Here is a 22,043-nt window from a genome sequence, read left to right on the forward strand (position 1 = left end):
GAGGTGAGCGCGGCATGACAGTCGAGGACGACCCCTTCGCCATCCCGAGTCGCCCGAAGCGGCGCTACCCGCGGGGTGGTGGCGTCGAGTACGAGGGCGGCACGACGTTCTCGCTCGCCCCCGACTCCGAACGGGAGGACGCCTGGCTCCGCGGGGTCGTCGAGGGCGTCCTCGACGGCGAGGGGTACACCTACGGCGACTGGTTCGACCTGCCGATGCCGCTGTATCTGGTCCACGACGAGGGGACCGGTGACGTGTTCCGGATCAGCGTCCGGGACGGGACCATCCGGTTGCACGTCCTGCCCGCGACGGAGTCGGGCGGGCTCCGGCAGTTCTTCGACCGGCTTCAGGATAGCGCCGACGGCGTCGAGTGGGACGTGAGCCGGCGTGTCGAGAGCGCGGGAGAGGGGTGACGGCGGGAGGCGTTCCGGCCCGGACAACTGCGGACACGTAATCGACTTGTCACCGGGTATCCATTGCTCGACCATGACTGTCTCCCGTGAAGTCGAGTTGCAGGGACACATCATCGACTCGGGGATGATGCAGACGTGTTTCGGCGTCATCATGGATATGGGCGGCTCCTTCGAGGTCGAAGAGTTCGACATCGGCCGGCACGAGGACGAACGCTCCTACGCGAAACTGCTCGTGAGCGCCGACGACGAGGAGCAACTCCAGTCCATCGTCCACGAACTCCACCAGAACGGGGCCAACCCGGCCGACCCCAACGACGCCCACCTCGAACCCGCCCCGGCCGATCAGGTCGTCCCCAAGGGCTTCTACTCGACGACCAACCACCCCACCGAGATCCGCTACGACGGCGAGTGGATCGACGTCGAGGACATCGAGATGGACTGTGCCGTGGTGGTGGAGGACGGGGAGAATCCGTACGCCTACACCAAGGTCCTCAACGCCGTCGAGGAGGGCGACCTGATCGTCACCGGTGAGGCGGGCATCCGCGTCAGCCCGCCCGAACGACCCCGCGGTTCCGAGGGTGCCTTCGGGTTCATGCAGGGCGGTGTCTCCTCCGAGCGACCCTCCGAGACGACCATCGCCAACATCGCCGAGGCCATCGAGGAGACCAAAAGCGAGGGCGGGAAGGTGCTGGCCGTCTGTGGCCCCGCGCTGATCCACTCCGGCGCTCGGGAGGACCTCGCCCGCCTGGTCCGGGAGGGCTACATCGACATGATCTCCGCGGGCAACGGGTTCGCCGTCCACGACATCGAGCGAGACCTCTACGGCACCTCGCTCGGGATGGACACTGAGAGCCTGGATCACCCCCGGAAGGGCCACAAACACCACATCTACACAATCTCGGAGGTAATCCGGGAGGGCGGCATCGAGGAAGCCGTCGAGAGCGGCACGATCGAGTCCGGCGTCATGTACGAGTGCGTCGACAACGACCGGCCGTTCGTACTGGCGGGGTCGATCCGCGACGACGGCCCATTACCCGACACGATCACCGACGCCGTGGAGGCACAGGACGCCATCCGCGAGCAGGCTCACGAGGCTGACATGGTACTCATGCTCTCGACCATGCTCCACTCCGTCGCCGTGGGTAACTGCCTGCCCTCGACGACCCGGGTCGTCTGTGTCGACATCAACCCCGCGACCGTGACGCAGTTGCTCGACCGTGGGAGCGCGCAGGCCGTCGGGATGGTCACCGACATCGGAACGTTCGTGCCGCTTCTGGCGGAGGAGGTGCTGGACGAGGAGTAGTTGCCGCGAGCGGCCACCGGAAGCGAGCGGAGGTGAGTGTAGTGAACCACCCGAACGAGCGGGGATATATACCCCCCAATAGACGCGCTTTCCCGCCCCAGACGGTATGGATAGCACATATACAGCCACTTCCGACGCCGACTGGATCCGAGGGTATGCGGAACCCGCGAATGATGGGTCTCCCCCCGTTCGTGCTGGGGGTCACGATGTTTGCGTCGTCCGTCGGAACGCTCCTCCAGACACCATCTTCGTGGGCGGACCCGTCCTGGTTGCTGAGCATTCCCGGAACGGTGTTTGGCCTCGCAGCGACGCTGGTCGGTGCTATCATCGTTCTCGGGTTGAGCGATTTCGTGTTCACCAGAACCGAGGCGTGAGGATCCGGCACGGTTCGTATCTCTCTATCGCCACGTCGACGGGGAACTATCCCGCGAGTGGGCTTTTCCGTGTAGACCGCTGTCCGGGCGCTGTTGACCGAGGAGAAGTGGTGGCGCCACGGGACGCCCGCCTTTTTAGGCCATCGCAGTAGTACGCTGACTATGCCGACACTCGAAGACGAGGTGATAATCGTGACCGGGGCGAGCCGCGGACTCGGCGCGTCGATGGCGAAGCGGTTCGCTCGCGAGGGCGCGGCCGTCACGGTGACCGCACGCAGCGAGTCGGAGCTGGAGGCGGTCGCCGACGACGCCGAGGGCGAGATACTCGTCGCCCCCGCCGACGTGACCGACGAGGACGCAGTCCGGGCCGTCGTGGAGGCGACGGCCGAGGAACACGGGTCGGTCACTGGACTGGTGAACAACGCCGGCATCGGCCTCCTGAATATGTACGGCGAGGGCAGTGTCCTCCACGAGGTCGACACCGCGGACTTCCGGCGGATTTTGGACGTGAACGTCACCGGCGTCTTCCTGTTCTCGAAGTACGCCGTCCCGGAACTGATCGAGGCCGGTCGCGGGAACGTCCTCAACGTCTCGTCGGGTCTGGGTCGCCGCGGATCGGCACGGTGGGGCCCGTACGTCGCCTCGAAGTGGGCACTGGAGGGGATGACCCGAACCCAGGCCCAGGAACTCGACGACCACGGGATCAACGTCAACGCACTCGACCCGGGCGGGCGGGTCGAGACCGGCTTCTGGGACCACCTGCCCGAGGCCGAACGGGACGGGATTCTCGACCCCGACGTGATGAACGACGCCGCGACGAGCCTGCTCGCACAGGGCCCGGACGGCATCACCGGCGAGTCGATGCCGGTCCAGGAGTGGGAAGACCGGCTCTGATACCGTTCGAGCACTGGCACCCACACTTATTTCGAGCGCCTGCGTCGGTTCGATTATGGGGAACGCGGACGCCCAATCTTCGGAGACGGGGACCGGAACCGGGACGAGTACGGCGGAGGGGGCCGGGGCGGTCGACGGGTGGTCGTCGGGTAACTGGCTACTGATCGGTGCGCTCACGGCGCTGACGCTCGTCGGGATCGTGCTCTCGGCGGGTTTCGTCCCGGTCGAGGGGTGGCTCACGGCGTCGGACGGGGCGGTGATCGTCCCGCCGTACGTCTACCTCTACGCGTCGCTGGGCGCGCTGGGGTACGTGTTCACCAAGCTGATGACGAACGTCGAGGCTTACGACGAGTACGACGAGATCGAGGAACTGGCCGAGATGGCCCTCCGGATTCCGGCGGCGTGGGTGCTGGCGGCAGGCATCTACCTGCTGTTCGTGGCCGGGACCGCCTTCACGAGCGGCGGGTCGGGCCAGCAGTACGCGGCCGGGCTCTCCTTTCTGGTGGGCCTGTACGTCAACGTCGCGATGAAGTCACTCGGGAGTCTGGCGGACCGCCTGCTCGGCCGTGGGTCGGCTAACTCCTGAACGGGTCGGTCGCCGTTCTCAGTCCGCCGAGACCGACGCGTCGGCGGAATACTCAGTCTCGACGGCCTCGGCGATGGGGTCGATCCCGTCGTGTGCTTCGAGGTTGTCGAGGCCGGCCACCAGCGTTCCCTCGACGAGATCGTCGGCGTACCCCTCCGCGATGGCGCGCTGAACGACGTAGACGACGGTCTCCGCCACGAGGTCGTCGGCGTGCCCGCCCTCGATCAGTTTCTCGACGATCACGTCACCGACGCCCTCGACGACCCGATCCGAGCGCCCCATCAACCCCTTCACGATACGCCTGACCGCGCGTTTGATCAACATCCCGCCGAAAGGGAGTTCGTCCATGACGATGTCGGCGACCTCTTGGACGATAGCGTCGGAATGGCCACCCTCGACGAGGTGATGAACGATGCGGTCCCCCACTGCCGAGACGACGGCGTCGTCGTCGTCGGCATCGTGAATGCGCGCGGCGATCAGCGCGCCGACCGCTTCGACCATCTCGTCGTCGTCCAGTTGATCGCCGATCCCCGCCTTGATCGTGTCGGCGACGCCGTGTCGTTCCGTGCCGTCGAACTCGATCTGATACGTGTCCCCCATGTGTACGGGCGAGAGAGAGGCGAACAAAAATGTTCCCGCGCATATGTGAGGGGGTAGCAGCCGTCAGGCGGTCTCGGCTCCGTCTTCCTCGATGATCTGTGTGACGCCGTCGTCGAAGATCTCCTGGATCAACTCCTCGGCGTAGCCGCCCTCGATGGCGGCCTCGATGGCGATTTCGAGCGAGGCATCGACCAGCGCCTCGGCGTGGCCGTTCTCGATCAGGATCGCGACGATCTCGTCGCCGACCTGCTGGACGATCGCCTCCGAGCGACCGCTGGTGAGCCGTCTGACGATCCGGCGCACCGACTGGCGGATCACGACCGAGTGTCTGAGGCCAGGCAGGTTGTCCATCACGATATCGGCGACGGCCTCGACGACCTCGTCGGCCGTCTCGCCCTCGAGTTTGTCGACGATCTCGTCGCCGACGGCGGCGACCAGTTGCTCGGCGTCGTCCTCTCGTTCGACGTACTCGCTGATGACGCGGGCGACGCTCCGTGCGATCTGTGCTGCCTCGTCGTCCCCCAGTTCGGCGGCGATGACGGCCCGCACCCGCTCGGCGATCTCCTCGCGGTCACGGCCCGTGATCCCCTCGTCACCCTCGGACATGAGCGCGGGTAGTTCGTCGCGAGTACAAAAGTCCCCCGGATAGCCAGATCGGCGGTGCCGCGACCGGCGCGCGGTCTCAGTCGGCCGATTCGCTGTAGGGTGTCAACAGTGTCCGGGCACGACCGATAGCGGCGCGCACGTCGGGGTGCGAGTCGCGGCCCACGGTGCGGAGTTGCGTTTCGATGGTCCGGATGGCCTCGTGGTTCGGGCTGTCGGCTGACAGGTCGCCGACCTGATGGGCCAGATCGGCCAGCCGTTCGGCCAGGGCGCGGTCGACGGTCAGTTCCGATGCGAGCAACAGCTGGCGATGTGCTTTCGAGATCCCCGTCAGTTCGTGTCGCATACTCCCCTCTACCAGAGGGATCCGTCAGGCACGAGCAAAGAAGTTGCGGGACTTAGACGCCCTCGATGGTCTCGCGGTAGGCGTTGATGGCGTCGTCGGCGTCGTCGATAGCGTCAGCGGCGTCGGCACCCACCTCGTCGTCGAGGTCGGCCAGCGCGGACTGGATGCGTGCCAGGCGGCCGTGATCGGGACCCGAGTCCCGCGTCGCGAGGTCGTGGAGCTGGTCGGCCAGGTCGTCGAGACGGTCGCTCGCCTCGTCGGCCGTCGCGTCGCTTGCTGTCCGGAGATTCGTCGCCGCGGTTTCGAGTTGTTGTCGAGCCATAGGTATCCCTTCGACCAACGTCGGCAAAAACACTTTCCGAACGGATACGGGACGAAATGTGTCTGGTACCAACCAGTAAGGTACCGTCGTTAAACCAGTCCGGCCCGTACATATAAGCACGTGTACGATTCCCACTGCCGTCCCCCCAGCGAGCGCGCCGTCTTCCGAACTATACGAACGATCAGAGAATGGTAACGAACGACTCACTCGAGGAGAGCCGGCAGATCCACCGGCGGACGGGTAAGACGTTCTACTACGCGACGCGGTTGTTGCCCGAGCGGATCCGGCACAAGACCTACGTCCTGTACGCGTTCTTCCGGATCGCGGACGAGGTCGTCGACGACGAGGACAACGACCTCACGCCCACCGAGCAACGCGAGCGCCTGGAGCAGTTCCGCGAGGCGGCGCTGGGTCGCCGCGAGACCGACGACCCGGTCCTCCAGGCGTTCGACGACGTGCGCCGCGAGTCCGACATCACAGAAGGGGACGTGGAGTTGTTCGTGGACGCGATGGCCACCGACATCGACAAGAGCCGCTACGAGACCTACGACGAACTCGAAGCCTATATGCGCGGCTCGGCGTCGGCGGTCGGGTACATGATGACCGGAATCATGGACGTCGAGGACCCGGCGGTAGCGCGACCCCACGCCAGGGCGCTCGGGGAGGCGTTCCAGCTCTCGAATTTCCTGCGAGACGTGCGCGAGGATATCGTCGACCGCGACCGGATCTACCTGCCACGGGAGACGCTACAGCAGTACGGGGTCACCGAATCCGAGATCGAGAATCTGGAGATGAACGACGGGTTCCGATCAGCGATGATCCACGAGATGGCCCGGGCCGAGAAGCTCTACCGCGAGGGGGTCGCCGGGATCAAGTACCTGCCCGAGGACTGCCAGTTCGCCGTCCTGCTGGCAGCGGTGCTGTACGCCGACCACCACCGGCTGATCCGGGAACGGGACTACGACGTGCTCTCGGAGACGCCGAGTCTCTCGACGACGCGAAAGCTCTGGCTGATCGCCAAGACGCGCTGGCACTGGCACTGGAACAAGGACCCCGAGGCGGTGTTCGAGCGCGTCTCGACCATCGGGGACGCGCCGACCCCCTCGCCCGGGCCGGAACCGCCCGAGTGGACCCCCACCCAGTAGCTCACTCGATCAGCGGGAGGACGATGCCGAACAGGATGGGCGAGAAAAACCCGATGAGCAGGCCGGCGAACTCGGCACCGACGAACAGGGTGTTCTCCCAGGCGGGGAGCGGTTCGAAGAAGGCGTGGCCGACGACGGAGCCGACGACGCCGATCAGGAGGAGGGCGAGGCCGAGGAAAAAGCCCCGTTTGGCGTACGTCTGGTAGTCTATCGACGCGGTCTGTGACATATTCGAGGAACCGATACTGAGTGTTGAATTTCTTTCGGTCCCGCTCCGACCCTCACCACCGACCGGAGCGGCCGGGGACCGTTCGCAGGACCCGGAAGTCGAACCGCTCGATCTTCACGAGGCCGGCGAAAAACAGGCCGGCGAGCGCCACGGGCACCCAGTTGCCGAAGTAGGCATTGATGAGGCCCCAGAGGATCACGAAGCTCACCAGATCGTCGAGCATGAACGCACACGACTGGACGCGAGCGACCAGTTCCGTCCAGTCGAACGCGATGTCGAAGAGGGCCACGGCCACGGTGGCCGAGAGGACCCAGCCCAGATAGTTCGACCACGGGACGCCGTAGTAGGCACCGCCGCCGTCGTAGGCCCAGAAGCCCAGCGCCACCGCGCCGGGATCCAGCACCAGATCGACCAGCAGGACGGTCGCGATGACTGCCGGCAGCCGGATCGCCCAGCGGCTCGCCCGATCACCGAGCAAGAGCAGACAGAGCAGGTAGCTGTTCAGCACCAGCGGGAAGAAGAAGATCGGGAGGCCCAGCGGCACGGTGTCTAAAAGCATCGGCCCGAGTTCGACGCCGTACTCGAAGAAGCCGTAGGGCCAGCCGGTGGTCACCCCGACGTACTCGATGCCGTAGGAGTACGCCGTCAACGCGAGCAGAGCGACGGCGGCCCGGCGATCGACCAGCGGCGCGACGCCGGCGATCAGCGGCAGGCGCATCACGAAGGTCCCGAAGAGGACCAGATAGGGGTTGAAGTTGATCGGGGCGGGAAAGAGGGCCTCGGCGCTGGCGAGCAACATGACCGCGCCGACGGCGGGGAAGAAGACGGCGATGGTGAAGCGGTTGTCCCGGACCAGACGGTCCAGCCGGGCCTCGACAGCCGCCCGCGTAGGCGTCTCAACCGCCATAGCCGAACAGGAGGACCCAGAGACCGCCCATTGTCATCGTCATGCCGATCAGGGTGTTGATGGCGGGGTACCACCAGTAGGCGTCGTCGACGTCGATTCCGGAGAAGGCGATACCGAACACCAGCACGGGGTAGGCCAGCAGGAGGGCGGTGAACAGCCAGTGGACGCCCGCGAAGGCGACCGCGGCCGCCAACCAGCAGGCCGCACAGTAGTAGTAGGTCCGTCGCTTGCCCAGCACCGTGGCAGTGGTTCGGATGCCGGCCTCGCGATCGGGTTCGATGTCCGGGATGGCCGAGAAGGTGTGCATCCCCATCGTCCAGAGCCAGCCGCCAGCGATCGCCAGCAGGGGCGGTAACTCGCCGGCGACAGCGGTGAACGCGATCACCCCGGGGAGGATGTACAGCCCGTTCGAGATCGAATCGAGCAACGGTGTGGTCTTGAACCGAAGCGGTGGCGCGCTGTACTCGACGGCCAGCAGGAACCACAGCGCCAGCACCTGCGTCCCGGCGGATGGCAACAGGAAGATGAACATCCCGCCGAGCGCGCCGCTCAGGGCGACGGCCATGATGACCCAGATGTCGTCGCGATAGCGCACCTCCTTGTCGTCTTTCTTCGGATTCTCCTCGTCGACGTCGGCGTCGAAGGCGTCGTTGACGCCGTAGAGGAAGACGTTCGCAGGGATAGTGAAGTACGCGAGCAGGAGGACAGCGATGGGAGCGAACAGTTCGGCCACGCTGTCGGCGGCGAAGGTCGCGCCGACGATGACGGGGCCGCCGAGGTAGAGCCAGAACCGGGGCCGGGAGAGCCAGAACAGATAGCCCAGCCGCGTCTCCTCGGAGGGGAGGTAGCCGGCGACCGATTCGAGACGGGTTCGGACGGCGTTGTCGCTCATCTGTCGTCGATGACGGCGTTCGCGGTGTGTTGGCCGCTGATGAGACACATCGGGACGCCGATGCCGGGGGTCGTGAACGAGCCCGTGAAGTAGAGCCCGTCGACGGCCGAGGACCGGTGGGGCGGGCGCAGGAGCGAGGTCTGTCGCAGGGTGTGGGCCAGACCCAGCGCCGTCCCCTGGATGGAGTTGTACCGCTCGCCGAAGTCCGACACCGAGAACTGTTTCTCGAAGGCGATCCGATCCCGGAGGTCGACCCCGGTGTTCTCGGCGATGTCGGTCAGGACTTTCTCGCGGTAGCGCTGACGGGTCGCCTCGTCGTCGTCCAGTCCGGGCGCGATGGGCACCAGGACGAACAGGTTACTGTAGGCGTCGGTGTCGCCCTCGGGCACCGTGGTCTCGTCGGTCTCGGAGGGGACACAGATGTAGTAGGCCGGATCGTCGGGCCAGGTCGGCTCGTCGAAAATCTGCTCGAAGTGGGGGTCCCAGTCCTCGGGGAGGACGAGCGTGTGGTGGGCAAGTTCGTCCACGTCGCCCTCGATTCCCATGTAGAGCAGGAAGGCGGAAGGTGCGTAGGTCTTTGACTCCCAGTAGTCTTCGTCGTACTGTCGCTCGTGTTCGGGCAGGAGTTCCTGCTCGGTGTGGGCGTAGTCGGCGTCGCTCACCACGAAGTCGGGGTGGTACTCGGTGCCGTCCTCGGTGGCGACGAGAAAGCCCTCCTTCCGGCGGGTGATCTCGGCGACCGGAGCGTCGGTGACGTACTCGACGCCGAGTTCCGCGCCCAGGTCGACCACGGCGTCGACGACCGCGCCGAGGCCGTTGTCCCGACCGTCCTTGCCGACGGGGTAGTGGACGCCGAGGTTGAAGTCGACGTGGCTCATCATGTTGTACAGCGCCGGCGTGTTGTGGGGCGCACCGCCGAGGAAGACCAGCGTGTACTGCATGATCTGCTGGAGCTTTGGGTTCTCGAAGTACTTCTCGACGTGGCCCTGCATATTTCCGAGGAGTTTCAGCCCGACCGGGGCCGCTTTCATCACGTCCAGATCCACCCAGTCCCGGAGGCGGGGGCGGTCCTCGTAGACGAAGTTCTCCATGGCGAGTTCGTAATTGGACTCGCTCTCCTCGAGGTAGGCGTCGAAGGCCTCGCCGCCGCCGGTCTCGTACTCGGCGAACAGTTCCCGGACCTCGGCGCGGTCGGCGGATACGTCGACCCGATCACCGTCCTTGAAGAAGATCCGGTAGTGTGGATCCAGCCGTTCGAGGTCGTAGTAATCGTCGGTGGACTTCCCGAAGTGGCCGAAGAAGCGCTCGAACACGTCGGGCATGAGGTACCACGAGGGACCCATATCGAAGCGGAAGCCGTCGACTTCGAGTCGGCTGGCACGGCCGCCCAGTTGCTCGTTCTTTTCGAGCACGCGCACGTCCGCACCGGCGTCGGCGAGATAGCACGCGGTCGACAGTCCCCCGAACCCACCGCCGACGATATCGATGGTCGTTCCAGCGAGCGAACTCATTGGCAAGAATACGGTCCGGAACCGGGATAAATGGGATGGCTGACCAGTGTGGTTCGGGAGCCGGTCACGCGAAACCGGGATGTGGGTCACGCCCCAAAGACGAGAGGATGGACGGGCACACAGCCGTCGTCACCGGCGCGAGCAGGGGTATCGGTGCCGCAGTCGTCCGCGAGTTTGCAACGGCAGGCGCACACGTCGTCGCCTGTGCACGCGAGGCCGACGCACTCGACGACCTGGCGGCGACGGTCGAATCGGCCGAAGGGAGCGTGACGACACGACGCGCGGACGTGCGCGACGAGTTCGACGTGGAGCGACTGATGGAGACGGCGGCCCGCGAGGGCGGCGGGATCGACACCGTCGTCGCGAACGCCGGCGTCTACCACGGACAGCCGGGCGAGACGCCGCTCGCGTCGGAGTCGTACGCGGCCTTCGACGATCACCTGCGGACGAACGGGCGCGGCACCTTCACCACGATCCGTGAGTCGCTCCCACACCTCGCCGCCGACGCGCGCGTCCTCGTCACCTCCGGGAGCGTCGCCCGCGAGGCGAAGCCGGGCTATGGCTCCTACGCCGTCTCGAAGGCGACCGCCGAGGCCGTCGCCCGCGGGTTCGCCGTGGACCTCGATCACCCCGTCGGCGTCGTCGATCCTGGCGTGGTGGCGACCGACCTCACTGGGGGGACCGGTCGGGAGCCCGACGAGATCGCACCCCTCTTTCGCTGGGCGGCGACCGACGCCCCCACCGAGGACCTGGACGGCGAGGTCCTCGATCTGAAGGCCTGGAAACGCGCTACCCGCTGAGAACCGAAGACTCGGCCCGCGGATCGGAGCTTTTATTATTATCATCGCTAGTTCTATAGCCAGATGTCTAATAACATGGGGGCAGGTATTATTAACATCGGCGAGCGTCCGTCGCTGGTCGGCCTGGTCGGCGTGGGACTCTTGTTGGCGTTTTCGGGGCTCGCAGTGGTCTCGGAGCTGTGGAAGGTGCTGGTGATCTCGTGGGTGGCGTTCGCGGCGATGGCGGGGTCGATCCCGCTCGGCGTCCGGGCGGCCGAGGTCGGCGGCGCACGCCGACTGGTCTGGGGTTACGGACTGGCCAGCGGCGCGATGATCACGAGCGCGGCCGTGTTTCTGGTGCCACAGGCGATGGGATTCGATCCGCGGGTCGGCGGGTTCGGCATCGCCGCCGGCATCCTCGTCGGGTTCGGCTCGCACGTACTGGGCCACCGGCTCTCACACGTCAACGCGACGTTCGACAACACGGCGGTCCAGCTGTCGGCGCACGCGCTCTCGGCGGGCGCGATCATCGGTCTCGTGTACGGGGCGATGCCGGAACTGGGCCTCCTGCTCGGGCTGGCCATCGTCTCGCACAAGGGCCCGGCCGGCTACGCCGCGGCGCGCCGGCTGGCCGCCGGCAACCGGTCGGCCTCGGTCATCCTGCTCCCCGCGGCGGGCGTCGGCATCACGGCCATCCCGGCCGCGCTCCTCGACCTGCCGGCGATCCCGGCCGTCAACGCGGCCGTCTTCGGCTTCGCCGCCGGTGTGTTCCTCCACGTCGCCATGGACTTTCTCCCGCGCTGTGAAGTCGGCGGCGAGGTCGGCGAAGTGGCACAGGTCTCCGGCCACGCCCACGAACTGCTCGACCGACTCCGGGTCCACGCCGTCGCCAGCACCGCACTCGGCGGTCTCGCCGTGTTTCTCGCCTGGTTCGCGGTCGGTCCCTGACGCTCGTTTGATGTCATCTGTCCGAGCGGTTTTACTGAACTTCGAATTGTCCACGTCACAATAGCACGTCCGTAGTCCTGCCTCGGAGAATATAAGGACAATATATCTATTCTGAGGTCTATTGGTGTACATTCAGGAGAAGATTTTTACTATACCAGGACAGTCGTTGTAGTAAGCATGGTAGAATGCGACGCCTGTGAAGACGAGGTACTTCACGTATGGAGACACCGCGCGATCACCGAGACCGTCACCCACAGGGAACAGCGCTGGGTCTGTGCGGACTGCCACCCGAAACTGGCCAGTACGCTCCGGACCGAAACCACGGCGGAGACGGACACGGAGGCCGGGACCGAGGCGACGGCCGAACCCGAAACCAGCGGAACCCCGGAGGAGCAGGTGGTCGTCACCGACGGTGGGCAGTTCGCCTGCCCGACCTGTGGCGGCGAGACGGTCAACGGGCAGGGTGTGTTCGGCTGTCTGTCCTGTAGCTGGACGGGCGTCAGCTGAGCGAGTGGCTCGACGGTTGCGCGCGTCGGGCCGTCCAACGCTCTGTGGGGTGTACTTACAAGGCCGTGCCGTACCAAGGTTCGAGTATGACCATGGACACGACCGGTCAGTGGATGGGGACGCCGATGGACCAGCGCGACATCGACGACCTGCTCGAAGCGAGCGGCTACGGCATCCTCTCGCTGGCCAGCGACGACGAGCCGTACAGCCTGCCGATCTCGTTCGGCTACGACGGGTCGGACGTGTACTTCGTGTTCCTCGAAGACAGCCCGGATGGCCGGAAGTTCGACTTCGTCGAGGAAGGTGGGACGGCGCGCCTGCTCGTGACCGACATCGGGAGCCGGTTCGACTGGCAGTCCATCGCGGTGACCGGCCCGGTGCGCCGGGTCCCGACCGACAGCAAGGACTGGGACCGCCTGGTCGAGACGCTCGAAGACAACGCCTGGTTCTCCAGTGACTTCCAGCGCGCGGGCGACATCGAGGAAATGTACGGATTCCGCCTCGAACCCGACGAGGTGCGCGGGCTCGAAGTCACAGAGAGCTGAGGTGTAGCCGACCGCGGCGACGCCACGCAGTCCCTCCGGAATCGTCGGTCCGGCGTCGCCGGTCGGACACCACACTTATCCGCCGTCCGGGAGTCGGGTGATTGGAATGGGACTTCTCGATTCGTTCGGTGCGCTCGTCGGTAGTATCGTCGCGTCACTCGTCTTGCTCGTCTTCGCGATCCTCAGTTACTTCGTCACGGTGTTCATCGTGCAGGCGGGGGCCGGCCTGGCCGGGTACTCGCCGAGCGGCGACTTCGTCGCCCTGGCGGCCGCAGTCCTCGCGGGCGCTGCGATCGTCGGCGGTGCGTCACCGCTGACCGCCCTCGGCGACGAATCCTGAACCAGTCGCCGTGGAATCGGGGGCTGGTCGGACTCGTGGCTTCCGCAGTCCTGACACGCGAGCCCACGTTGAAAATACGTATATAAACAGCACGTAACTGTAGGCCATGAGACGAGCGAACGGGCTCACGAGACGAGACGTTGTCGCGGGTCTGTCTACTATCGGTTCCCTGGGGATCGCTGGATGTGTGAGCGATGACTCGACCCCAGATGGCAGTACGTCCGGCACATCGACGCCAGATAGCAGCAGTTCTGGACCGCCGGAACCCGAGGAACGGTGGCAACGTGGGCTGCCACACTGCTCGACTGGGGAACACAGGTTCGAGATACGGGGGTTGGTCCGTGACGAGTCTGCACAGACGGTGACCGTCAGTATCGTGAATACCGGTGTCGAGGCACGCGAAATCGAGTCGGTCGGTATCGATTTCGAGTACCTGACGGATGGCAGAAAGAACACGATCTACGACGAACTGTATCGCACCTCGTTTTCCGGCAGTCTCGAGGGCGGTGACAGCGAGAGCTACGAGGTCTCCGATTTCAACAGAGTGTTCTGGGAAGATGCCGCCATCGAGGATGTGCGCCTGTTTCTTTCGCCGGAAGAGAGCGTCCAACCCTGCTGGGAAGCGGGTTAGTTGTACTCGCGCCAGCGGTTCCCACAGTCCTGGCATTTGAAAAAGCGCGTCGGCGGTTCGTCGGCCGAGCCGGTCTGTTTGATCGTATACCAGGCTTTGCCGTGGCCACACTCCTCACAGGTCACGTCGTCGGCGGTCGGTTTCCCCTCGAAACTGTCGCCCTCCTCGGTCTCGATCAGTTCGTCGCCGCTCTGTTCCTCCGTGGAGACGAACTTCTCGGCGGCGTCCTCGTCTTTCGCCTGTTCCGCGCCACACGAAGAGCAGACCATCACGTCGCCGTCGGCGTGCATCATCGAACCACACTCGTCACAGAATTGCATATTCGGGGTTGCCGAAACTCGGCCGCCAACCACACTTGGCTCTTTCGACTGGTTCAGAGCGGCTGGAGCGACTCGACATCCCGGACCTCGAACCGTGCCCCGCCAGTGTCGCCCTCGCTCACCGCGACCGTCCAGCCGTGGGCCTCGACGACTCGCTGGACGATGGCGAGGCCGAGGCCGGTCCCGTCCTGATCGGTCGTGACGCCGGGCTCGAACACGTCCTCGCGCTCCTCGTCGGGAATGCCGGGGCCGTCGTCTTCGACGAAGAAGCCGGTGCCGTCGGCGTTGCCCAGGGTACCCACCCGGATGGTAGCGTCGGTCCCGCCGTGTTCGAGCGAGTTTCTGAAGAGGTTCGCCAGCGCCTGCCGGAGGCGGTCGGGGTCGGTCCGGAGGGTCGCCTCGCCGTTCTCGACGGTCAGCGTGGCCTCACCGCCGTCGACGGTTTCCCAGGCGGCAGTAGCGACCGATTCGAGCGTCGTTCGCTCCCGGTCGTCGATCACCCGGCCCTCGCGGGCGAGTTCGAGCACGTCCTCGATGAGGGTTCGCATCCGGTCGAGCGCCTGGGCGACGCGGTCGAACTGTTCGTCCTCACCGGTCTCGCGGGCCGTCTCGAGATAGGTCTCGGCGACTTCGAGGGGGTTCCGGAGGTCGTGGGAGACGACGCTGGCGAAGGTCTCCAGCCGGTCGTTGCGCTCGGTGAGTCGGTCGACTTCCGCCTGCAGTTCCGTGTGGCGTTCGTGGCCGTCGCCGAGGGCGGTGTAGAGCAGGTAGCCGCCGTCGTCGGTCGGGACGTTGCGCAGTCGGAAGCGCTGGTCGCCCTCGGTCGTGTCACAGACGGTCTCGCGGTCGAGGGAGTCGCCGGACTGGATCGCGCCCGCGACGGCCGCCAGGGCGTCGTCGTCGGCCAGCGTGGCCCGGAGGGACACGTCGGCCCCGTCGACGGCGAAGGTCTCCCGGAACGCGGGGTTGATCGCCTCGACGACGATGCCCTCGGCCCCTCTCCCGTACTTGACCACGGGGTCGGGGTGGGCGCTGAGCAGGTCGTCGGCTCCGTCCCCCTCGACCATGTATGTCGCTCCGAAATTCGGACAGCCCCTTGGAGTAGCTGTCGGCCGTTACGAGCGATGAGCCGACGACTCGGTGCCCGAAACCGCGCAAAGGTATTTCAGCGCGCCTCCGATACGATTTACTGCGACTGTGTCCCACGAGTCCAGTACCGCGCCGAACGTTCTCGTCGTCGACGACGAAGAAGACGTCGCGGAGGCCTACGCCCTGAAGCTCCGCGCCGACTACGATACCGAACTGGCGTTCGGCGGCGAGGCGGCCCTCGAGAAGGCCGACGCGACCACCGACGCCATGCTGTTGGACCGGCGAATGCCGGACATCCACGGGGACGAAGTCCTCGAGAAGCTACGGGCCCAGGGCTACGAGTTCCCGATCATCATGGTGACCGCGGTCGATCCCGACCTCAACATCCTGGAGATGGACTTCGACGACTACCTCTGTAAACCGGTCGACAAGGAGACGCTCCGGGCGACGCTCGACCAGCACGTCGACCGGACCGGCACCGACCCGAAACTGGACGAGTTTTTCAGTCTGCTGTCGAAACTCTCCGTGCTGGAGTCGGAACTCCAGCCGAGCGAACTCGAAGACGACGAGGAGTTCCAGCGACTCAAGCGCCGCGCGGTGAAACTGAGCGAAGAACTCCGGGAGTCGATGGACGACTTCGAGGAGATCGTCGAGACCCACCGGTCGGTCGACCGTGGCTCTCGCACCTCACTCTGAGTCGGTCTCACCGATCTCCACGCCGCTCCCCTCGAGCGCGCGTTGTTCGGCGACGATGGGACAGTTCAAGAGCCGAACCGTCTCCGTGTCCAGAAACTCGACGATAGCCGCGCCCTCGTAGGTACACTCGATATCGGGCGGCGGACTGAAGTGTTCACACCCTTCACAGAAGCGGTGTTTCGACACCTCCGAGTACGTCCGTTCCTCGGCCTCGGGACCGCCGCTCTCCAGGTCGTCCCAGACGGCGTCGGGGTCGATCTCGTCGACGCCGGCCGACTCGAACGCGTCGAACGGGTCGTCTCCCTCGTCCCGGCGGGCCGTCGAGAACGACGCGAAGGGGTCGTCCGTGGGTTCCTGTGGGGCGTCGCCACCCGCGTCGTCGGGCGTCGGCGACGCGACTTCGTCGGCACCGCCAGCGTCGGCGCTGTCGTCGGCCGAGGCCGTGGTATCGAATGGGTCGTCACGGAGCCGGCCCGGTGGCGATTCGTCGGCAGGCGTATCGTCCAGAGCGTCTTCGGGCGGGTGGTCACCGCTGGTCTCCCCGTCGTCGGCGTCGGCAGGGCTCAGGTCCTCGAACGGGTCGTCCTCGTCCTCGGGCGCGTCGAAGGCGTCGAAGGGGTCGTCTTCGTCCTCAGCCATCGTCGTCCTCCGGGGCCTCGATGCTCTGGGCCTTGACGAGTTTCGGACTGCCGAAAAAGCCGTCCTTGGGTTCGACGTCAGTGACGACGGCCTCGCAGTGGGGACACTCGGGCTCGGTCATGAGTCCGATCTGGACGCCCTCGCCACAGACGCCACACTTCGCGCGGTCCACGTCGAGTTCGGCCGCGGCGCGTTTGATCCCCTCGACGGACGTGGCCCGTTTCGAGCCCGTCCGGGCGTCGTCCCGCAGGTCGCGGACGACGTGGGCCACCGTCCGGACCTTCTCTTCGAGATCGCCGACCGTTTCGTCGAGGTCGTCGACCCGGGCCGACGTGTCGCCGGTCCGCTGGTCGAGTTGGGCCCGGAGCGTTTCGATTTCGTCCTCGACCGTCTCGATATCGGTGGCGAGTCCGTCGATGCGGTCGGCCAGGTCGGGGTGGCCGTGATCGGCCGGTGCCTTGCTGTCGGCCTCCTGTTTGACCTGGATGACGCGCTGGCGAACGTCCTGGATCTTGTCCATGTAGTCGTCTTCGACCGCCTCGAGCCGGTCGTCGAGTCGGTCCCCGACCTGCTCGGTGGCCCGGTCGGCGGCGGACTTGGAGACTTCCGCCAGCTGGTCTTCGAGAGCGTCCTGCAGGTGTCGCTCGACGGCCTCTTGCACCTGGGTCTCGACCTCCAACTGGTCCGTGACGGCGTCGACGATGTCGGGAAGCCTGTCGGCGAGCACGTCGTCGACGGCGGCTGCCACGTCGACGACCTCGGTCAGCGCCTCGGGATCCTCGGCGTCGAGGTCGTCGGCGGCGCGGTGGGCGGCGAGCAACTGGGCGAGGACGGTATCGCGGTCGGTGCCGCGGTCGGCGGCCTGCTCGTCGACCCACGCCGCCACCTCCGGCGGGAGCGACACCGTCACCGGCTCGTCCGTCGGCTCACTGGCCATCTACTCGCAGTTGGCCCCTTCCGCAGTTAAGGGTTTGCCACAGTTTATCAGCTCGTAAAACAACGGACGGTCGGGAAAGCGGTGCGCTCACGTCGAAAATCGAGTGCGAGCGGGAGAGGGATCGAGAAGATGTCAACGAATCTTCCGAACGTCGCTGATGTCGAAGCCGGCGTCGCCGATCTCGGTCTCGAAGCGAATGATGTTCTCGTCTTCGATGCGGGAGAGGACGCCGCGGAACTTCTTGAACACGAGTGTCCGGGCGCGTTCGGAGCCACCCTGTTCCCACTCGAAGGTCATCGTCCCGTTGGCAGCGTCGACGAGCTGGCCGTGCTGTTCGGGCGTGACCGTCTCGTGGTTGACGTGAACGAGGATCAGCCCGTTCCAGGAGTGGGCGGCCTTCTGGAGGCCCTTGACGAGGTAGACGATGTCGGACCAGTCACGGTCGTCACCGATGGCGCTGATGAGGTCCGACAGCGAGTCGAGGACGATCAGGTTGCCCGGGGCGTGTTCGTTGAGGTAGTGCCCGAGTGCGGCGAAGAGATCCTCACGGTCGTGGCGGCCGGCCATGTCCCGGATGTGGCCGGTCTCCTCGGCGTACCAGTCCCGGGGGACGCTGCTGGTGTGGAAGTACGACTCGGCCATGTCGATGAACTCGACGGCGTCGAAGCCAGATTCCACGATCTCGGTGTCCATCGTCCGGTCCATCTCGCGGTAGAGCTGATCGCTGTCGGCGGTAAAGGAGACGTAGTGGATCTCGTCGGTGACGCTCGCGCCGGCCGCGACGTCGCCGTAGTAGAGGTCGTGGAGTTCCCGGTCGGTGTTTGCGAGTCCGTTGATGATCGCACTCGTGTACATGAACTCCCGCGAGCCGGCCCCCGCTTCCCCGGACAGCAAGACGACGTTGCCCGGCGGAGCCCCCCCGTCGATGATCGTATCCAGCTGCCGGATACCGAAGGGGATGCGGTCCATGGCCCCACCAAACGGGCGGGCCCGTTTACTACTTGCGACGGGTTCGACCGTCGAAACGCGCGGTCAGGGGTCGATCCACAGTCCGTCGTTGGCCGGGGCGGTCACGACGATTCGGCCGTCGACACCGACCGCGTCGAGGGCGTCCCGTGCGGCAGTTCGGGCGTCCTCGGCCAGTTCGGCGTCGGTCAGGGCGTAGACGGCGGGCCCCCACGAAGACTGGCCCGTGCCGGTGATCGCGGGACAACTGGAGAGGTCATCGACGATCCGGCCCGCGGGGGGGCGGTAGACACCGCCCTGCTCGTCGGCGTACCAGGCCCCGTTGAGCCGGCCGAGTTTGGCGACACCGGCCCCGAAGGTGGTCCGGTCGCCCTCGGCGGCCGCCGGGAGGACCCGCCGGAGGAGGACACCGCCGATCTCGTCGGCGATACCCGGATCGGCACGTTCGACCACCGTGCGCATACTCTCGTCTTCCGCGTCCCCGCTCCGGCCCGGGTCAGCGTCGGGGACGACGACGACGAACCGCCAGTCGGTCGGGAGTTCGTGGCGGGCGGTCACCGGCGGCACCGTCCACGCGCCGTCGGCGGGCGGCGCGGCCGTGAACAGTTCGGTGGGGTGGCCACCGTCGACGACGAATCCCCCCATCTCGGCGGCCGCGACACCGACACCGCTCCGGCCGCCGCGTCCCAGCGCTGGCGCGTAGGCACGGAGTTTCGGGTCGCAGTCGTGGGCGGCCGCGACCGCCGCGAGCGTCGCCATCGCGAGTTGGGTCCCGCTGCCGAGGCCGACGTGGCGGGGCAGGTGCTCGACGACGGTCAACTCGACGCCCGGCACGCCGAGCAGGTCGACCGCCGTCCGGGCGTGGGTGGCCACGGTCGCGTCGTCGCAGTGGACGCCCTCGGCAGGGTCGGCCTCGATCACCACCCGCGGCTCGTCCAGGGCGACGCCAACCCCGCCGTAGAGACGTTCCCGGGCCAGCGAGAGGTTCTGGAAGCCAAAGTGCAGGCGTGCACCGGCGGCGACGCGAGTCATGGAGCGAGCTATTCGCTCGGCCGGCATGGCAGTTGCGGGTCAGAGCGAGCGGCCCGACCGCGGACGCACAGCCACCGATCTCAGACGTGTCGAGGACGCCGAAACGATCCACCTATGCCGAGGCCACGTCCGCGTTCCCCCGCGTTCCGCCGACGATCGCGAGAACGCCGCCGACGACCCCGATGAGCATACCGACGAAGAGTCCACCCAGCGCACCGATCAACGAGAGGACGGAAAACAGCACGCCCATCACCCCAGCGTAGAGGCCGTACTCCGGGAGGAGCGCGGCGACCAGCCCGCAGAGACCGACAAGTGCAGCGAACACGAGACCCACCAGAACGAAACTCCCGCCGATGATCGCCAGTTCGGTCCCGAACTGGATCGGTACCCACCCGATCACGACGGCACCGAGACAGAGCAGTCCCCCACCAATCCGCGTCAGCGTGTCACCCATACCGGACCCTCCAATCGGACTGGAATAAGTGTTGTCACTTCTGAGACGGAGTCGGACGAGCGGATTCGGACGGCGGCGGGACTATCGATCCGGGAATCCGGGAAGTTAAAGCGCCAGGGTGGCAATCCTACGGCCATGAGCCAGCAACCGCAGGATCCCGAGCGCGAGGAGGGGAAACCCGACGACCTCCCGAGCAACGAGGTCACCGAAGGGACCGAGAAAGCGCCCCACCGCGCGATGTTCCGCGCGATGGGCTACGACGACGAGGACCTGTCCTCGCCGATGGTCGGCGTCGCCAACCCCGCGGCCGACATCACGCCCTGTAACGTGCATCTGGACGACGTGGCCGAGTCCGCCTACGAGGGGATCGACGACGGCGAGGGGATGCCAATCGAGTTCGGCACGATCACTATCTCCGACGCCATCTCGATGGGGACCGAGGGGATGAAGGCCTCGCTGATCTCCCGGGAAGTGATCGCCGACTCCGTCGAGCTCGTCGCCTTCGGCGAGCGCATGGACGGGCTCGTCACCATCGGCGGCTGTGACAAGAATATGCCCGGGATGATGATGGCCTCGATCCGGACGGACCTGCCCTCCGTCTTCCTGTACGGCGGGTCGATCATGCCCGGCGAACACGACGGCCGGGAGGTCACCATCCAGAACGTCTTCGAGGGCGTCGGTGCGGTCGCCGACGGCGACATGAGCGAGGACGAACTCGACGACCTCGAACGCAACGCCTGTCCCGGCGCGGGGTCCTGTGGCGGGATGTTCACCGCCAACACGATGGCCTCGATCTCCGAGGCGCTCGGGTTCGCGCCCCTCGGCTCCGCGTCGCCGCCCGCCGAGGACGAATCTCGCTACGAGGTCGCCCGCGAGGCCGGCGAACTCGCCGTCGAGGTGGTTCGGGAGCGACGCAAGCCCTCCGATTTCCTCACGCGGGAGTCCTTCGAGAACGCCATCGCCCTGCAGGTCGCGGTCGGTGGCTCGACCAACGCCGTCCTCCACCTGCTGGCGATGGCCGCCGAGGCCGGCGTCGACCTGGACATCGAGGACTTCAACCGCATCAGCGCTCGCACGCCCAAGATTGCCGACCTCCAGCCCGGCGGCGAGAAGGTGATGAACGACCTCCACGAGGTCGGCGGCGTGCCGGTCGTCCTCCGCGAGTTGCTGGACGCCGACCTGCTCCACGGCGACGCCCTGACCGTGACGGGCGAGACGATGGCCGAAGCCATCGAGGCGTACGACCCGCCCGCGATCAGCGATCTGGACGCCGACTTCCTCGAAACCGTGGCCGATCCGATCCACGAGCGCGGTGCCATCCGCATCCTGACGGGCAACCTCGCGCCCGGGGGCGCGGTCATCAAGATTACCGGCGAGGACCACCTCCACCACGAGGGTCCCGTCCGGATCTTCGAGGACGAGGAGAACGCCATGGCGTACGTCCAGGAGGGCAACGTCGAGTCCGGTGACGTGATCGGCATCCGCAACGAAGGCCCACGCGGCGGCCCCGGAATGCGGGAGATGCTGGGCGTCACCTCCGCGGTCGCCGGCCAGGGCCACGCCGAGGACGTGGCGCTGTTCACCGACGGCCGGTTCTCCGGTGCGACGCGAGGCTTCTCTATCGGCCACGTCGCGCCCGAAGCGTACGTCGGCGGCCCCATCGCGGCGCTGGAGGACGGCGATACCATCACCATCGACATCGACGACCTCGAACTGTCGGTGGACCTCTCCGACGAGGAGATCGAGCGCCGCCTCGAGGAACGCGATATGCCCGAACCGAACTACACGAACGGCGTGCTGGCCAAATACGGCGAGATGTTCGACTCGGCGGCCAACGGCGCAGTGACGAATCCCGGCGCGAAGCAGGACTGAAGGTGGTCCAGCATCCGCGCGAACGGAGTGAGCGCGGTTCCCGAGACCGAGTGTAACGAGGTCCCGTCTTTTTGCTCCAGCTTTTTGCGCCGAGTGGTTCGGGCCGCGAACCCGAGGCGGAAAAAGGTGGGCGGTCAGGAATCCCGGCGCGAAGGAGAACTAG

Annotated in this window: 28 protein-coding genes; 13 read left to right on the forward strand and 15 right to left on the reverse strand. The window is 66.3% G+C overall.

What is annotated here, in order from left to right:
* Positions 1-14 precede the first annotated feature (14 nt).
* The 4 genes from BMX17_RS00905 (at position 15) to BMX17_RS00925 (ending at position 3,570) form a co-directional block, all read left to right on the forward strand.
* On the forward strand, positions 15-413 hold the full coding sequence (locus tag BMX17_RS00905) for a hypothetical protein (RefSeq protein WP_092656683.1): 399 nt from the start codon (positions 15-17) through the stop codon (positions 411-413).
* A 73-nt stretch (positions 414-486) separates the two neighbouring features.
* Positions 487-1,716, forward strand: coding sequence for an ornithine cyclodeaminase, nickel-pincer nucleotide-dependent (locus BMX17_RS00910; protein ID WP_092656685.1), 1,230 nt, complete (start codon positions 487-489; stop codon positions 1,714-1,716).
* Positions 1,717-2,252: 536 nt separating this feature from the next.
* A complete protein-coding gene (locus tag BMX17_RS00920; protein ID WP_092656689.1) occupies positions 2,253-2,984 on the forward strand; it encodes an SDR family NAD(P)-dependent oxidoreductase in 732 nt (243 codons plus the stop codon).
* A gap of 55 nt (positions 2,985-3,039) precedes the next feature.
* Positions 3,040-3,570, forward strand: a complete 531-nt coding sequence (locus tag BMX17_RS00925; RefSeq protein ID WP_092656691.1) for a hypothetical protein — start codon at positions 3,040-3,042, stop codon at positions 3,568-3,570.
* An 18-nt stretch (positions 3,571-3,588) separates the two neighbouring features.
* On the opposite strand, the gene BMX17_RS00930 is transcribed toward BMX17_RS00925, so the two are convergent.
* The 4 genes from BMX17_RS00930 to BMX17_RS00945 form a co-directional block, all read right to left on the reverse strand.
* Positions 3,589-4,170 (reverse strand): hypothetical protein, encoded by a 582-nt coding sequence (locus BMX17_RS00930; protein ID WP_092656693.1) that lies wholly within the window; start codon positions 4,168-4,170, stop codon positions 3,589-3,591.
* 63 nt (positions 4,171-4,233) lie between these two features.
* Positions 4,234-4,776: a hypothetical protein gene (locus tag BMX17_RS00935; protein ID WP_092656695.1), complete on the reverse strand. Its 543-nt coding sequence runs from the start codon at positions 4,774-4,776 to the stop codon at positions 4,234-4,236.
* A 76-nt stretch (positions 4,777-4,852) separates the two neighbouring features.
* Positions 4,853-5,119 (reverse strand): DUF7553 family protein, encoded by a 267-nt coding sequence (locus BMX17_RS00940; protein WP_092656697.1) that lies wholly within the window; start codon positions 5,117-5,119, stop codon positions 4,853-4,855.
* A 52-nt stretch (positions 5,120-5,171) separates the two neighbouring features.
* Positions 5,172-5,441 (reverse strand): DUF7553 family protein, encoded by a 270-nt coding sequence (locus BMX17_RS00945; RefSeq protein ID WP_092656699.1) that lies wholly within the window; start codon positions 5,439-5,441, stop codon positions 5,172-5,174.
* A 188-nt stretch (positions 5,442-5,629) separates the two neighbouring features.
* On the opposite strand from BMX17_RS00945, the gene BMX17_RS00950 reads away from it, so the two are divergent.
* A complete protein-coding gene (locus BMX17_RS00950) occupies positions 5,630-6,586 on the forward strand; it encodes a phytoene/squalene synthase family protein (RefSeq protein ID WP_092656701.1) in 957 nt (318 codons plus the stop codon).
* Position 6,587: 1 nt separating this feature from the next.
* Here the strand turns inward: BMX17_RS00950 and BMX17_RS00955 are convergent, their stop codons facing one another.
* Genes BMX17_RS00955 through BMX17_RS00970 form a run of 4 tightly spaced genes read right to left on the reverse strand, consistent with a single transcriptional unit; the run spans position 6,588 to position 10,125 of the window.
* Positions 6,588-6,815 (reverse strand): DUF7860 family protein, encoded by a 228-nt coding sequence (locus BMX17_RS00955; protein ID WP_092656703.1) that lies wholly within the window; start codon positions 6,813-6,815, stop codon positions 6,588-6,590.
* Positions 6,816-6,867: 52 nt separating this feature from the next.
* A complete protein-coding gene (gene cruF, locus BMX17_RS00960; RefSeq protein ID WP_092656705.1) occupies positions 6,868-7,722 on the reverse strand; it encodes a bisanhydrobacterioruberin hydratase in 855 nt (284 codons plus the stop codon).
* Positions 7,712-8,614 carry a prenyltransferase gene (locus tag BMX17_RS00965; RefSeq protein ID WP_092656707.1) on the reverse strand — a complete coding sequence of 301 codons (903 nt, stop codon included), beginning with the start codon at positions 8,612-8,614 and terminating at the stop codon, positions 7,712-7,714. Before BMX17_RS00965 ends, cruF begins: the two co-directional genes overlap by 11 nt.
* Entirely contained in the window at positions 8,611-10,125 is a 1,515-nt protein-coding gene (locus BMX17_RS00970; protein ID WP_092656709.1) for a phytoene desaturase family protein, read from the reverse strand. Before BMX17_RS00970 ends, BMX17_RS00965 begins: the two co-directional genes overlap by 4 nt.
* 107 nt (positions 10,126-10,232) lie before the next feature.
* On the opposite strand from BMX17_RS00970, the gene BMX17_RS00975 reads away from it, so the two are divergent.
* The 6 genes from BMX17_RS00975 to BMX17_RS01000 all read left to right on the forward strand — a co-directional run bounded on the left by BMX17_RS00975 (position 10,233) and on the right by BMX17_RS01000 (position 13,875).
* Positions 10,233-10,925, forward strand: a complete 693-nt coding sequence (locus BMX17_RS00975; protein ID WP_092656710.1) for an SDR family NAD(P)-dependent oxidoreductase — start codon at positions 10,233-10,235, stop codon at positions 10,923-10,925.
* A gap of 63 nt (positions 10,926-10,988) precedes the next feature.
* Positions 10,989-11,852: a ZIP family metal transporter gene (locus BMX17_RS00980; RefSeq protein ID WP_092656712.1), complete on the forward strand. Its 864-nt coding sequence runs from the start codon at positions 10,989-10,991 to the stop codon at positions 11,850-11,852.
* A gap of 177 nt (positions 11,853-12,029) precedes the next feature.
* The gene (locus BMX17_RS00985) at positions 12,030-12,359 is read left to right on the forward strand and encodes a hypothetical protein (protein WP_092656714.1); all 330 of its coding nucleotides are present in this window, start codon (positions 12,030-12,032) and stop codon (positions 12,357-12,359) included.
* Between the two features lie 86 nt (positions 12,360-12,445).
* Complete coding sequence (locus BMX17_RS00990) at positions 12,446-12,904, forward strand: pyridoxamine 5'-phosphate oxidase family protein (RefSeq protein ID WP_092656716.1); 459 nt, start codon at positions 12,446-12,448, stop codon at positions 12,902-12,904.
* A 106-nt stretch (positions 12,905-13,010) separates the two neighbouring features.
* Positions 13,011-13,244, forward strand: a complete 234-nt coding sequence (locus BMX17_RS00995) for a hypothetical protein (RefSeq protein ID WP_092656718.1) — start codon at positions 13,011-13,013, stop codon at positions 13,242-13,244.
* A 187-nt stretch (positions 13,245-13,431) separates the two neighbouring features.
* On the forward strand, positions 13,432-13,875 hold the full coding sequence (locus BMX17_RS01000) for a hypothetical protein (RefSeq protein WP_139203390.1): 444 nt from the start codon (positions 13,432-13,434) through the stop codon (positions 13,873-13,875).
* On the opposite strand, the gene BMX17_RS01005 is transcribed toward BMX17_RS01000, so the two are convergent.
* Together BMX17_RS01005 and BMX17_RS01010 are read right to left on the reverse strand one after the other, a co-directional pair.
* Complete coding sequence (locus BMX17_RS01005) at positions 13,872-14,195, reverse strand: transcription factor S (RefSeq protein ID WP_092656722.1); 324 nt, start codon at positions 14,193-14,195, stop codon at positions 13,872-13,874. The two genes, BMX17_RS01000 and BMX17_RS01005, sit on opposite strands and share 4 nt — an antisense overlap.
* Before the next feature lie 53 nt (positions 14,196-14,248).
* On the reverse strand, positions 14,249-15,262 hold the full coding sequence (locus BMX17_RS01010) for a sensor histidine kinase (RefSeq protein ID WP_092656724.1): 1,014 nt from the start codon (positions 15,260-15,262) through the stop codon (positions 14,249-14,251).
* Between the two features lie 130 nt (positions 15,263-15,392).
* On the opposite strand from BMX17_RS01010, the gene BMX17_RS01015 reads away from it, so the two are divergent.
* The gene (locus BMX17_RS01015) at positions 15,393-15,980 is read left to right on the forward strand and encodes a response regulator transcription factor (protein WP_092656726.1); all 588 of its coding nucleotides are present in this window, start codon (positions 15,393-15,395) and stop codon (positions 15,978-15,980) included.
* Here BMX17_RS01015 and BMX17_RS01020 read toward each other — a convergent pair.
* The 5 genes from BMX17_RS01020 to BMX17_RS01040 all read right to left on the reverse strand — a co-directional run bounded on the left by BMX17_RS01020 (position 15,972) and on the right by BMX17_RS01040 (position 20,008).
* The gene (locus BMX17_RS01020; RefSeq protein WP_092656728.1) at positions 15,972-16,619 is read right to left on the reverse strand and encodes a DUF8135 domain-containing protein; all 648 of its coding nucleotides are present in this window, start codon (positions 16,617-16,619) and stop codon (positions 15,972-15,974) included. The genes BMX17_RS01015 and BMX17_RS01020 overlap by 9 nt on opposite strands.
* Positions 16,612-17,556 carry a coiled-coil domain-containing protein gene (locus BMX17_RS01025; RefSeq protein WP_092656730.1) on the reverse strand — a complete coding sequence of 315 codons (945 nt, stop codon included), beginning with the start codon at positions 17,554-17,556 and terminating at the stop codon, positions 16,612-16,614. The genes BMX17_RS01020 and BMX17_RS01025 overlap by 8 nt, the downstream gene beginning before the upstream one ends.
* A gap of 132 nt (positions 17,557-17,688) precedes the next feature.
* Complete coding sequence (locus BMX17_RS01030; protein ID WP_092656732.1) at positions 17,689-18,525, reverse strand: RAD55 family ATPase; 837 nt, start codon at positions 18,523-18,525, stop codon at positions 17,689-17,691.
* 63 nt (positions 18,526-18,588) lie between these two features.
* Entirely contained in the window at positions 18,589-19,554 is a 966-nt protein-coding gene (locus tag BMX17_RS01035) for a beta-ribofuranosylaminobenzene 5'-phosphate synthase family protein (protein WP_092656734.1), read from the reverse strand.
* 112 nt (positions 19,555-19,666) lie between these two features.
* Entirely contained in the window at positions 19,667-20,008 is a 342-nt protein-coding gene (locus BMX17_RS01040) for a DUF6114 domain-containing protein (protein WP_092656736.1), read from the reverse strand.
* 135 nt (positions 20,009-20,143) lie between these two features.
* Here BMX17_RS01040 and ilvD point away from each other — a divergent pair, with 135 nt between their 5' ends.
* Positions 20,144-21,880 (forward strand): dihydroxy-acid dehydratase, encoded by a 1,737-nt coding sequence (gene ilvD / locus BMX17_RS01045; protein WP_092656738.1) that lies wholly within the window; start codon positions 20,144-20,146, stop codon positions 21,878-21,880.
* Positions 21,881-22,043 lie beyond the last annotated feature (163 nt).

Origin of the sequence: Halorientalis persicus, from assembly GCF_900110215.1 — an archaeon.
GTDB lineage: Archaea > Halobacteriota > Halobacteria > Halobacteriales > Haloarculaceae > Halorientalis > Halorientalis persica.